We start from the raw sequence: 11,471 nt of genomic DNA on the forward strand, positions 1-11,471 counted from the left end.
TACCCGGTGATATCCGCCGTGTCAAACCGCTCTGTAGCGATCCACACCACTTCCACCACATTTTCCACACACCACGAACATCCCGGCTCACACCGGAATCCCTCGTGATTTCCGTCAGGCCGGCCGCTGCGGTCTCCCGCACGCTCGCCCGGTTCCCTGCCGGCGTCATACGTTACCCGGTCGGCTTCGCCCCACCAAATCGGCCCTGGGCCGATCCGGGCACCGCCCGGCCCCGCGCTTCGGCCGGGCGGACCCAGCGAAGTCGGTACCTCACGCCATGCTCCGGCCTCTGGGGCTTTCGCCCTGCTTCGTCCGTTCCGCGCTGGCAGAGAGAAAGTTACGCGTTGGGCGAGTTGATCGTCAAATCCGCGGAACGCGTCCCACGTCACACTCCCGCAAGCAGGCCGGTCCGACAGGCGCCGGTCCTACAGGTGGGCAAGGCCCTCACCCGGAAACCACAGCCGGCCCTCAGGGCGCGCGAGGCCCTCGCCGGAGACCACAGAAGGTCGCGACGGGCAGGGGTCATCGGCGCAGCTCGACACCGGCGAAGGAGCGCTTGCCCCGACGCAGCACCAGGTAGCGGCCGTGCAGCAGGGTGGCCGGGTCGACTGTGGCGTCGACGTCGGTGACCCGGGTGTTGTTGACGTACGCGCCGCCCTCGGTGATCACCCGGCGGGCCTCCTTGAGCCCGCCGACCAGCCCCGAGTCGCGCAGCAGCCCGGCCACGTCGGGCAGCTCGCCGGTGAGCACCACCAGGCCGGCCTCGCTCAACGCGGCGCGCAGCGTCTCCGGGGCGAGGTCGTCGAGCGAGCCCCGGCCGAACAGCGCCTGACTGGCGGCGACCGCCTGCCGGGTCTCCTCCGCGCCGTGGACCAGGGTGGTGAGCTCCTCGGCGAGGGCGCGTTGCGCGGTGCGGGCCGCCGGTCGCTCCGCCGTCTCCTTCTCCAGGGACTCCAGCTCCTCACGGGAGCGGAAGCTGAAGTAGCGCAGGTAACGGGTGACGTCCCGGTCGTCGGCGTTGACCCAGAACTGGTAGAAGGCGTACGGGCTGGTCATCTCGGGGTCGAGCCAGACCGCGCCGCCCTCGGTCTTGCCGAACTTGGTGCCGTCCGACCTGGTGACCAGGGGCGTGGTGAAGGCCTGCACCGGGCCGGCCCCCCGACGCCGGACGTAGTCGACGCCGGCGGTGATGTTGCCCCACTGGTCCGAGCCGCCGTACTGGAGCTGACAACCGTGCCGGCGGTGCAGCTCGAAGAAATCGTTGGCCTGGAGCAGCTGGTAGCTGAACTCGGTGAAGCTGATGCCGGTCTCCAGCCGGGCCCGCACCACCTCCCGGGCCAGCATCTTGTTGACCGGGAAGTGCTTGCCGACGTCCCGGAGGAACTCGACCACCGACATCTCGCCGGTCCACTCCAGGTTGTTGACCAGTTGGGCTGCGTTCGTCCCGGTGTACGACACGAAGGGCGCGAGCTGGTCGCGGATGCGCTGCACCCAGCCGGCCACCACCTCCGGCGGGTTGAGGGTGCGCTCGGCGCTCTCCTTCGGGTCACCGATCTGGCCGGTGGCACCGCCCACCAGCAGCAGCGGGCGGTGCCCGGCGAGCTGGAGCCGACGGGCGGTGGCGACCTGCATCAGGTGACCGACGTGCAGACTGGGCGCGGTCGGATCGAAGCCCACGTAGAAGGTGGCCGTCCCGTCGTCGAGCAGCTCGCGCAGCTCGTCGGGGCCGGTGGAGTCCTGGATCAGGCCCCGCCACCGCAGGTCGTCGGTCAGGGAGTCCCGCCCGTGCGGGAGGTTGCTGTCGGTCACGGTCAACGATTCTCCCCCATTGCCCACCTGGGGACGTACCGGGTTTGCCGGCCGGCGACGCGACTAGGCTGGCCGGGCCGGTGCGACGAGGAGGAACAGCCGTGGAGATCCCGGAGATGACGGATGGTCTGGTCGGCCTGCTGGGGCTGACGTTCGACGAGGCCAGCGGCGACCGGGTGGTGATCCGCTGGAAGGTCCGACCGGAGCTGCACCAGCCGGCCGGCATCCTGCACGGCGGGGTCTACTGCACGGTGGTGGAGACGGTCGGCAGCGTGGGCGGCACGCTGTGGCTCGGCGACCGGGGCAGCGTGGTCGGGGTGTCCAACCAGACGGACTTCCTCCGCGCGGTACGCGAGGGTGAGCTGGTCGCGGTCGGCACCCCCGTGCACCGGGGTCGCAGTCAGCAGCTCTGGCAGGTGGAGATCACCGACGGCGAGGGCCGGCTGGTCTCCCGGGGCCAGGTCCGGTTGCAGAACCTGACCAGGGGCTGACCCGACCCGCAGTAGGCCGCCGACCCGGGTCGCGTGAGGCCGGCAGCGGGCGACGGGCCGGGTCCGGCGCGATGACGGGGCCGGGTCCGGCCGCCTGCGGGGAGTGCGGGCTGGCGGGACGGCGAGCCTGACCGGTTTGCCCGGTAGATAGGTCCGTGCGCCGATATCGTCGCCTCGATGACCGCCGCCGATCCCGTCCCCACGTGAGGAAGCTCCTCGCCGCCACCCTCGGGGTGCTGTCGGCCATCGGCGGCTTCGTCGACATCGGCGACCTGGTGGCGGCGAGCCAGGCGGGCGCCCGGTTCGGCATGGCGCACGCCTGGGTGCTACTGGTCGGGGTGGTCGGCATCTGCGCGTACGCGGAAATGGCCGGGCGGATCGCGGCGGTCAGCGGCCGGGCGGTGTTCGACCTGGTCCGGGAGCGGCTCGGTCCCCGGGTGGCGCTGCTCAACCTGGCGGCGTCCTACCTGGTCACGGTGCTGACCCTGGCCGCCGAGCTGGGCGGGGTGGCGCTGGCGCTGCAACTGGCCTCCCGGGTGAGTTACCTGCTGTGGGTGCCGGTCGCGGCGTTCGCGGTCTGGCTGGTGCTGTGGCGGATGCGGTTCCAGCTGATGGAGCGGGTGTTCGGGCTGGCCGGGCTCACCCTGCTGGTCTTCGCCCTGGCGCTGTTCTGGTTGCCGACCGACTGGGCGGCGCTGGGCCACGGCGCGCTGCATCCCGACTCCGCCGGCCAGGGGTGGGGGGCGTACTGGTTCGTTGCGGTGGCGTTGTTCGCCTCCACCGTCAGCCCGTACGAGGTGTTCTTCTTCTCCTCCGGCGGGGTGGAGGAGAACTGGGGCGCGGCCGATCTCGCCGACGCCCGGTCGAGCGTGCTCATCGGCTTCCCGGTCGGCGGCCTGCTGGCGTTGTCGCTGGTCGCCACGGCCGCCGTGGTCTTCCACCCGGGCGGGGTGTCGCTGTCGACCCTCGACCAGGTGGCCCAACCGGTGGTGCTGGCGTTCGGCGGGGTGGGGCTGGCGGTCGCCGCGCTGGCCTTCTTCGCGGTGACCTTCGGGGCCGCGTTGGAGACCGGTCTGTCGGCGGCGTACGCGGCGGCGCAGTACTTCGGCTGGCAGTGGGGCAAACGGGTCAGCCCCCGGGAGGCCGCCCGGTTCCACAGTGTGCTGCTGGTCAGCATGCTGGCCGGGATGCTGCTGCTGTTCACCACAGTCAACCCGGTACGGCTGACCGAGTACATGCTGATCGCCAGCGCGGTGGTGTTACCGCTGACGTATCTGCCGATCCTGATCGTGGCCAACGACCGGACGTACCTGGGGGACGACGTGAACGGGCCGTGGCTCAACCTGCTCGGCGTGGTGTTCCTGGTGGTGATCGTGGTGGCCTCGGTGGCCGCGATCCCGCTGGCGATCGGGACGGGGATGGGACGGTGAGGGTCCAGCTCGGCCGGCAGCTGCTCGACAGGCAGATCGTCGACGTCGACGGGCTGTTGCTCGGCAAGGTCGACGATGTCGAGTTCGCCGTCGACGACCAGGGCCTGCCCTACGTGGCGTACCTGCTGACCGGGCAGGGGGCGCTCGGCCGGCGGATCGGCGGTCGGGTCGGACGGTTGCTGGTCGCGCTCGCCGACCGGTTCACCGAGGAGGCGTCGGTGCCGCTGCGGATCCCGTTCGACCGGGTCGCCCGGATCGACAGCGCGGTACGGCTGCACGCCCACGCCGACGAGCTGCCCCGCCCGCCGGTGGAGACCTGGCTGCGTCGGCACCTGATCGACCGGATCCCGGGCGCCGACCGTGCGAGCGGGTGAGCTGCTCGGCCGTACCGCGTACGACCTGCACGGGCGACGGCTGGGCCGGGTGGTGGACGTGGTGGTGCGGGGTGATTCCCCGGACGGCCGGCTCCGGCTCACCGACGTGCTGGTGACCGCCCACTGGTGGAGCCGGACGTGGGGCCGGCTGATCGGGGCACAACGGCACCCGTCCGGGCCCTGGGCGATCCGGCTCCTCGCGCGGGCCCTGAGCCGGGACACCCGCCAGTTCCCTGCCGACCAGGTCCAACTGCTGCCACCGGTGCCGGGCTTTCCGTTCGGCGACAGCGCCGCCTCGGTCTAGCGCCCCGTCCTGGAACGACCAAGCTACGTGACTGGCTCATCACCGCCGGCCACGTCACGATCATCAGTGTCGAGACAGTCCGTCCACGTCGAGGGTCACGGCCGGGCGAGCGGCTTGTTGGTGCTCGGGAACTCCTCGACCCCCAGCACGCGCAGCAGGTCGAGTTTCTCCCGGGCCTCGGCGTCGGCCGGGGTCAGCACCAGCAGCTGCTGGCCGAGGTCGGGGGTGACCAGGGTTTCGCAGTCCATCGTGAGGCGGCCCACGCGCGGGTGCCTGAACGTCTTGCGGTCGGCCCGGCGCACCGCCACCTCGTGCTCGGCCCACAGCCGCCAGAAGTCGTCGCTCGCCGCCCGCAACCGTTCGATCAGGCCGGTCACGGCATGGTCGTCGGGCCGCCGGCCAGCCACCGCACGCAGGTCGGCGACCTGCTGGCGGGCGTGCCGCTGCCATTCCTCGGGACCGTGGAGGTCGCGGATGGCCGGGTCGGTGAAGTAGCGGTAGGCGACGTAGCGGTGGTCGCCGGTCAGCCCGGTGTGGTCGCCGGTGAGCAGGATCGACATACGGTTCTGCGCCAGGATCTCGCCGAGGTCGGACAGGACCAGGGCGGGGGTGTCGCCCACCAGGTCGAGCAGGCGGACCAGGCCGGCCCGGGCCAGGCGGGCGATGCCGTCGGCGGGCGGCGGCTGGTGGCCGGCCAGGTGGAACAGATGGCTCCGCTCGTCGTCGGTCAGGCGCAGGGCCCGGGCCAGGGCGCCGAGCAGCTGGGTCGACGGCTGGCTGCTGCGGGCCTGTTCGAGGCGGACGACGTAGTCGACGGACATGCCGGCGAGCAGGGCGACCTCCTCGCGGCGCAGGCCGGCGGTGCGGCGGCGGGGGCCGCCGGCGATGCCGACCTCGGCGGGGCGGATGGCCCCGCGACGGCGGCGCAGGAAGTCGGCGAGCTGCTCACGCTGCATGCCTCCATGCTGCCCCCGGGGCTGGGCCCCGAGCCAGGGAGTGGCGCTCCCACGATAAGCACTCCGCTGCCGGCGGGCCGGAAAGCGGCGCAGGGTGGAGCCGAGATCGACCGATGAGGGAGAGTTCGATGCAGACACGCACTCTGGGCGACACGGGTCCCACGGTTTCCGCGGCGGGGCTGGGGGCGATGAGCATGTCGGGCGCGTACGGCCCGGCCGATCGCGGGGAGAGCATCGCCACCGTGCGGGCCGCGCTGGACGCCGGGGTCACGCTGATCGACACCGGTGACTTCTACGGCATGGGGCACAACGAGCTGCTGCTGTCGGAGGCGTTGCGGGGACGCGACCGGGACAGCTATCTGCTGAGTGTGAAGTTCGGGCAGCAGGTGGGGCCGGGCATGCGCTTCGCCGGTCAGGACAGCCGCCCGGCTTCGGTGCGGAACTTCCTGAGCTACTCGCTGACCCGGCTCGGCGTCGACCACGTGGACATCTACCGGCCGGCCCGGCTCGACCGGTCGGTGCCGATCGAGGACACGATCGGCGCGATCAAGGAGATGATCGACGCCGGTTACGTACGGTATGTGGGACTCTCCGAGGTTGACGCGGAGACCGTCCGGCGGGCGCACGCCGTACATCCGGTTGCTGATCTTCAGATGGAGTATTCGCTGCTGTCGCGGGCGGTCGAGGCCGACGTGCTGCCCACGCTGCGGGAGCTGGGCATCGGGCTGACCGCGTACGGGGTGCTGGGCCGCGGTCTGCTCTCGGGGAACTGGGTGCCGGGGCGGGCGGACGATCCGCGTAACCACGCTCCCCGCTTCTCCGCCGAGAACGCGTCGCACAACCTCGCCCTGGTGGAGGCGTTGCGCCGGGTCGCCGGCGCGAAGGGGTGCACGGTGGCGCAACTGGCGATCGCGTGGGTGGCGGCGCAGGACCCGTCCATCGTCGCGCTGGTCGGTGCGCGTACCCGGCAGCGGCTGGCCGAGGCGTTGCCGGCGCTGGACGTGAAGCTGTCGGCCGATGATCTCGAAGAGATCGAGGCGGTCGTGCCGAAGGGTGCCGCGCGCGGTGACCGCTACCCGGCGGCATTCATGTCGAGCCTCGGCGTCGGCAACTAGTGCCCGTCATGCTGCCGTGAACGGGGTACGGGACGGTTCGCCGGGCGCGGCCGGGGCGGGGTCAGGCGTGGGCCTCGTCGCGGAGCGGCTCCTCCTGGTCGGCAGGGGACGCGGTCGGGGCGTGGTGCAGCCGGATCTGGGTGATGGCGCGCTGGTCGACGCCGGTGACGGTCGCCTCCCAGTCGTCGATGGTGACGCTCTCCCCGGCCACCGTGGGGATGTGCCCGAGACAGGACAGCACCATCCCGGCAACCGTGGTGTAGTCACCGGCCGGCCGGTTGGGCACCTCGACGCCGATGTCGGTCAGGTCGTGCACGGGGAAGGTGCCGGGCAGCACCAGCGAGCCGTCGTCCTCCTTGCGCACCGCCCGGACGTCCCGGTCGGTCTCGTCGTAGATCTCCCCGACGATCTCCTCCAGGATGTCCTCCAGGGTGACGATCCCGTCGACCGCGCCCCGCTCGTCCACCACCAGGGCGATGTGCTGCCGTTCCGCCTTGAACTGGCGCAGCGCGTCGACCACCGGCAGCGAGTCGGGCAGCAGCATCGGCGGCCGGGCGCACTCGTCGACCGGCCGGTCGTCCGGCACCCCGACCAGATCCCGCAGGTGGATCACCCCGACCGCGTCGTCCAGGCCGCCGTGGCGCACCACCGGCGCCCGGGAGTGCCCGGTGGCGGCCAGCACCAGCCGGGCGGCCTCCGCGGTGGTCCCGCTGTCGAGCGTGAAGACCTGCAACCGGGGTACGAGCACCGCGCGCAACTGCCGGTCGGCGATCTCCACCGCGCCGGCGATGATCGTCCGCTGTTCCTTGGTGAAGCCGTGGTTGCCGGCGACGATGTCGCGCAGCTCGTCCGGGCCGATCTCGTCGGGCTGCTGCTTGGGGTCCACCCCGGCGAACCGGACCACCAGGTCGCTTGTCGCGCCGAGCAGCCACACCGCCGGCCGGGTGAAGCTGGACAGGATGTCCAGCGGGCGGGCCACCAGCAGCGCCCACCGCTCGGCGCGCTGCATCGCGATCCGCTTCGGGGCCAACTCGCCGAAGACCAGGGTGACGAAGGTCAGCGCCAGGGTGACCAGCACGATGGCGACCGTCTCGGCGGCCCCACCGAGGAAACCGAGCAGCGGCACCAGCGGCTTGGCCAGCGATACCGCCGCGGCGGCCGAGGCCAGGAACCCGGCCAGGGTGATGCCGATCTGGATGGTGGCGAGGAAGCGGTTCGGGTCCTTGGCCAGCCGGGCGAGCACCCGACCGGCCCGGCTGGTGCGTTCCAGCCGTTGGATCTGGCTGTCCCGCAGCGACACCAGGGCCATCTCGCTGCCCGCGAAGATCGCATTGAGCACCACCAGGACTCCGACCAGGGCCAACTGGCTCCAGTAGCTCTGCACGCCCGGCACTCTCCCTCAGGCGGTGGGCGTCGGCGACGAGCCGACGCCGCCGGGCGGAGGACCCGTCCGGCGTAGCCCAGTCTGTGCCCAACCGCGCGGTCCGCGAACCCTCCACGCGGCCACGATCGGTGACCGGACCCGGGCCCGGCCGGCGGTCCGGCACCGTTCGCCCGCTCAACGGCCGTCGCCGGCGGTCGCCCGGTCAGCCGTGCCCGGCGGCCGGGAGGAGGTCGAGCACGTACGCGTCGCCTTCGGGGCGGAAGCCGAGCCGGTGGTAGTAGGGGGTGACCATGCCGGGCGGGCTGACCACCCGGCGGAACCCCCGGTCGGTGAAGAGGCTGCTGCGGCGGTAGACGAACTCGCCGGGGGTGAGGTCGCGGAAGCGTGGGGTGACGTAGTCCAGGTCGATCTGGGCGGTACCGTGCGCCTCGGCGTGCGCCAGCACCACCCCGACCACCTCGTCGGCGCGTACCACCAGGAAGGCCGACCGGTCGGCGGTGGCCGGCGGCGGTCGGAAGCCGGGGTTGAACCGGGCGATGTCGGCGGCGTGCACCCGCAGCGTGTGGGCCAGGAACTGGTCGTCGACGCCCACCTCGACCACCTGGTAGGTCTGCTCGTCGTGCCGGGTGGCAAGCATCGACCGCAGGTACCACACGTTGATCACGGCGAGCACCACGTTCAGCCCGACCATCGGCCAGACCTGCACGGCGGCGTTGTAGCCGATCAGGATCAGGCAGCCGACCAGGTTGAGGGCGCGCAGCCGCAGCAGGCGCGTCTGCAGCAGCGACCAGACCAGCAGCGCGGAGCCGGCCCAGCCGAGGAGTTCCAGCCAGTTCACCCCGCGAGACTAGTGCCCGCCCTGGTCAGCCGGGGCGGCGGGCAACTCCAGCAGCCACTCCTCGACCTCCCGGCCCCGGCCGTGGGCGTACCCCGAGTCCTCGCCGACGATCACGAACCCGCACTTGCGCAGCACCGCCAGGGAGGCCCGGTTGTCCTTCGCGGCGCGGGCGCGCACCGGCCGCTGCGGCAGCTCGCGCAGCAGCGCCGACAGCGCGGCGGTGGCGTGGCCGTGCCCCCAGCGGCGCGGGTCGATCCAGTAGCTGACCTCGGTCTGCTCCCCCACCGGGAAGGCCGCCACGTGCCCGACCACCGCCCCGTCGACGACCACCGTGCGGTTCACGATCCGGGGATCGGCACGGATCCGCGCCCAATGCGCGTCGAACGCCGCCCGGTCGGCCGGGTCGGCCGGGCCGAAGGCGGCCATCCAGGCCCCCTCCGGGTCCTGCTCGTGGGCGAAGAAGTGCGGCAGGTCGTCGTCGCGCACCGGACGCAGGCGCAGGTCGGTCACCGCCGGAGGATACGCACCGGCACCGACGACCTCGGGACCTGTGGCCCGGTCGGCGTACCGTCCGGCCCTGCCGGTGGGCTCCCGACCGTTGCTACCAACGAGGGGACAGCTCCGACCGGCAGGAGGCAGCGCCATGACCGCGATCTTCAACCCCACCGGACCCGCCCCGCTGGGGCCACCGGTGCCCCGCACCCCGGTGGAGGCGAGCGGGCCGACGGTGGTCGGGCCGGTGGGGCCGGTGCTGGCCCTGCCCGGTTCGCCGGCCGCCGCGCTGGTGCCGGTGACCCGGGACGGACGGGCCGTGGGCGCGTTCGTGCTCGCCGACGGCCGGGTCCGGTACCGGGGGCTACCCGACCCGGACCGGGTGCTCGCCGCAGCGGCCGGTGCCGCCGCCGTCGCCCTGGTAATCGCGGGGGTGGCGGCGCGACGGCGGCCACCGGCGATCGGCAGGGTGACCATGGGACCCGGCGGCTGGGTCAGCCTGCGCGGCGCGCGGGTGCCCGCGTTGCGCCCGGCGTCGCCCCGGCCGTGGTGGGCGCGGCTGCTGCGGGCCCGCCGGCTGGTCGTGCAGCGCTGACCGGCCACCGGGGGGTCTTTGGTCCCGGGCGGAGGCGATCCTGCGCCTCTGCCCGGGGCGGCCCGGCCCGGCGAGGCTGATGGTGCAGGCGAAACACCGGGCCTGCACACCGCGCTGGACACCTCCGGCTTCCTCGGGGTCCGCGCCGACGACGCGATGCTCGACGCCACCGACCTGGTGCTGCTGGACGTCAAGTCGTGGGACCCGGCGACCTACCGGCAGGTCACCCGCGCCGGATCCGTCACCCCGACGCTGCGCTTCGGCCGGCGGCCCGCCGACCGGGGCGTCCCGATCTGGGTACGGTTCGTGCTGGTCCCCGGCCTCACCGACGACCTGACGCTGGCGGACAGTCAGCCCTGCTCGTCCTCGTCTGCGGCCGGCCTGGGGCGACGGTGCTCCCGGATGTACGCCTCGACGTCGGACCGCAGCCACACCGAGCCGACCGACAACGTCTGGAACGGGCGCGGAAAGTTTGGATGCAGCGCGATGGCCCGGAACCGTGACCGGCTGACATTCAGCATCTTCAGGATTTCGCCTGCGGCGACGAGTGGCCCCGGCACCTCATCAGTCATGCCAGCAAGCTAGACCAGTGCGCGCGTGCCGCAGTTGACACGATCGTTCTTGCACGCTAACGGGGTCACGTTAACTGGCACACGAGCATGACGACGCGATATATCTGACGTGCCAACTTTGACACGTGGGCGACTGACGGTGTGGAATCGGTGACGCGGCGCCTCCGCCCTGGTGGAGCTGGGCTCGGTGGGGCGGGGTGCCGCGAAGACCCCGACACCCCCGGGAGGCGAGATGCGCGGACACCGCGAGGTGCCGTACCTGGTGGAACTGTCCTGGCGCTGCCTGGACCACCACCGCAACGCGCGGTGCGAGAAGTGCACCGGGACCGGCTTCTGCCCGGCGGTGGAGGCCGCCCGCACCCGACGGTCGATCTTCGTCCAACCGGCCGGACTGGTCATCCACCGACACGACGCGCCACCACCACAGCGACGGTCCCGGCCGACGCCGACGGGAACGTCGCCGACGGTCCGGGTCAGCTCGCCGCCGAGGTCGGGTAGCCGTACAGGTCGAGCAGGCGGCCCCGGGACGCCTGGAGCCGGTCCACCACCACGCTCATGAACCGGGTGGTGAGCTGCCGGCCCAGGGCGTCGTCGGACTCCATCAGCCGGCGTACCCCCTCGGCGGTGAACTCCACTGTGGTGGTCCGCCGGACGGCGACCGCACCGAACTGCCACCGGTACGGCGGGAACAGCCACGACCAGCCGAGCACCCCGCCCGGCCCGATCGACTCGATGCCCACGTCGCCGCGCCCCGGCACCGGGAAGTCCAGCGCCACCTCACCGCCCCGGACCAGCCAGAACCGTTCCGCCGGCTGCCCGGCACGGAACAGCCGGTGCCCGGGGTGCCAGACCACCGGTCGGGCGTACCCGGTCAGCCGGGGCAGCCACTCCTGCGGCAGTCCGGCGAGGAACGGGTGCTCGGTGAGCATCTCCAACGGGGTCATCAGGGTGCCCTTCCTCCGGGAGGGACCGACCGGTGGCCCGCCCGTTACCTTTTTGATCGTCCCCAGCCGGGGACCCTCGGTCGCCCGGCCCGGTATGACTTCCTGCCCCTGTCGTTCTCATGATCCGGGGGGTGTTGTCGCCGGGTCGGGTGGCGTCGGCGGACCGC

The 11,471-nt window shown here is 72.5% G+C and carries 13 protein-coding genes; 7 read left to right on the forward strand and 6 right to left on the reverse strand.

The genetic code is table 11. The annotated features are described in order from the left end of the window. Window positions 1-522: 522 nt before the first annotated feature. On the reverse strand, window positions 523-1,809 hold the full coding sequence (tyrS, locus tag AC0AIB_RS30290; RefSeq protein WP_465097989.1) for a tyrosine--tRNA ligase: 1,287 nt from the start codon (window positions 1,807-1,809) through the stop codon (window positions 523-525). A gap of 116 nt (window positions 1,810-1,925) precedes the next feature. On the opposite strand from tyrS, the gene AC0AIB_RS30295 reads away from it, so the two are divergent. The 4 genes from AC0AIB_RS30295 (at window position 1,926) to AC0AIB_RS30310 (ending at window position 4,408) form a co-directional block, all read left to right on the forward strand. Further along, a complete protein-coding gene (locus AC0AIB_RS30295; protein WP_328348836.1) occupies window positions 1,926-2,300 on the forward strand; it encodes a PaaI family thioesterase in 375 nt (124 codons plus the stop codon). Between the two features lie 203 nt (window positions 2,301-2,503). Continuing rightward, a complete protein-coding gene (locus AC0AIB_RS30300) occupies window positions 2,504-3,730 on the forward strand; it encodes an NRAMP family divalent metal transporter (RefSeq protein ID WP_328348368.1) in 1,227 nt (408 codons plus the stop codon). Next, window positions 3,727-4,104, forward strand: coding sequence for a hypothetical protein (locus AC0AIB_RS30305; RefSeq protein ID WP_328348370.1), 378 nt, complete (start codon window positions 3,727-3,729; stop codon window positions 4,102-4,104). Before AC0AIB_RS30300 ends, AC0AIB_RS30305 begins: the two co-directional genes overlap by 4 nt. Then, entirely contained in the window at window positions 4,091-4,408 is a 318-nt protein-coding gene (locus AC0AIB_RS30310) for a PRC-barrel domain containing protein (protein ID WP_465097984.1), read from the forward strand. The genes AC0AIB_RS30305 and AC0AIB_RS30310 overlap by 14 nt, the downstream gene beginning before the upstream one ends. A gap of 95 nt (window positions 4,409-4,503) precedes the next feature. Here the strand turns inward: AC0AIB_RS30310 and AC0AIB_RS30315 are convergent, their stop codons facing one another. Beyond that, the gene (locus AC0AIB_RS30315) at window positions 4,504-5,364 is read right to left on the reverse strand and encodes a helix-turn-helix transcriptional regulator (protein WP_465097985.1); all 861 of its coding nucleotides are present in this window, start codon (window positions 5,362-5,364) and stop codon (window positions 4,504-4,506) included. Between the two features lie 128 nt (window positions 5,365-5,492). Here AC0AIB_RS30315 and AC0AIB_RS30320 point away from each other — a divergent pair, with 128 nt between their 5' ends. Continuing rightward, entirely contained in the window at window positions 5,493-6,479 is a 987-nt protein-coding gene (locus AC0AIB_RS30320) for an aldo/keto reductase (RefSeq protein WP_465097986.1), read from the forward strand. A 61-nt stretch (window positions 6,480-6,540) separates the two neighbouring features. On the opposite strand, the gene AC0AIB_RS30325 is transcribed toward AC0AIB_RS30320, so the two are convergent. The 3 genes from AC0AIB_RS30325 to AC0AIB_RS30335 all read right to left on the reverse strand — a co-directional run bounded on the left by AC0AIB_RS30325 (window position 6,541) and on the right by AC0AIB_RS30335 (window position 9,211). Next, window positions 6,541-7,863: a hemolysin family protein gene (locus AC0AIB_RS30325; protein WP_328348377.1), complete on the reverse strand. Its 1,323-nt coding sequence runs from the start codon at window positions 7,861-7,863 to the stop codon at window positions 6,541-6,543. Between the two features lie 202 nt (window positions 7,864-8,065). After that, window positions 8,066-8,701, reverse strand: a complete 636-nt coding sequence (locus tag AC0AIB_RS30330; RefSeq protein ID WP_328348379.1) for a hypothetical protein — start codon at window positions 8,699-8,701, stop codon at window positions 8,066-8,068. Between the two features lie 9 nt (window positions 8,702-8,710). Beyond that, on the reverse strand, window positions 8,711-9,211 hold the full coding sequence (locus AC0AIB_RS30335; protein ID WP_328348381.1) for a GNAT family N-acetyltransferase: 501 nt from the start codon (window positions 9,209-9,211) through the stop codon (window positions 8,711-8,713). Between the two features lie 133 nt (window positions 9,212-9,344). Here AC0AIB_RS30335 and AC0AIB_RS30340 point away from each other — a divergent pair, with 133 nt between their 5' ends. Together AC0AIB_RS30340 and AC0AIB_RS30345 are read left to right on the forward strand one after the other, a co-directional pair. Further along, entirely contained in the window at window positions 9,345-9,788 is a 444-nt protein-coding gene (locus AC0AIB_RS30340) for a hypothetical protein (RefSeq protein WP_465097987.1), read from the forward strand. Window positions 9,789-9,806: 18 nt separating this feature from the next. Beyond that, on the forward strand, window positions 9,807-10,373 hold the full coding sequence (locus tag AC0AIB_RS30345) for a hypothetical protein (protein ID WP_465097988.1): 567 nt from the start codon (window positions 9,807-9,809) through the stop codon (window positions 10,371-10,373). Window positions 10,374-10,833: 460 nt separating this feature from the next. Here AC0AIB_RS30345 and AC0AIB_RS30350 read toward each other — a convergent pair whose 3' ends face one another. Further along, window positions 10,834-11,304, reverse strand: coding sequence for a cyclic nucleotide-binding domain-containing protein (locus tag AC0AIB_RS30350; RefSeq protein WP_328348385.1), 471 nt, complete (start codon window positions 11,302-11,304; stop codon window positions 10,834-10,836). Window positions 11,305-11,471: the final 167 nt, after the last annotated feature.

The organism is Micromonospora sp. DSM 43699, from assembly GCF_055517075.1.

What these genes read in the sequence shown, in the direction of transcription:
- AC0AIB_RS30295 (WP_328348836.1), top strand. Translation starts at nt 1,926, where the DNA reads ATGACGGATGGTCTGGTCGGCCTGCTGGGGCTGACGTTCGACGAGGCC.
- AC0AIB_RS30315 (WP_465097985.1), bottom strand. Translation starts at nt 5,364, where the DNA reads ATGCAGCGTGAGCAGCTCGCCGACTTCCTGCGCCGCCGTCGCGGGGCC.
- AC0AIB_RS30320 (WP_465097986.1), top strand. Translation starts at nt 5,493, where the DNA reads ATGCAGACACGCACTCTGGGCGACACGGGTCCCACGGTTTCCGCGGCG.
- AC0AIB_RS30340 (WP_465097987.1), top strand. Translation starts at nt 9,345, where the DNA reads ATGACCGCGATCTTCAACCCCACCGGACCCGCCCCGCTGGGGCCACCG.
- AC0AIB_RS30350 (WP_328348385.1), bottom strand. Translation starts at nt 11,304, where the DNA reads ATGACCCCGTTGGAGATGCTCACCGAGCACCCGTTCCTCGCCGGACTG.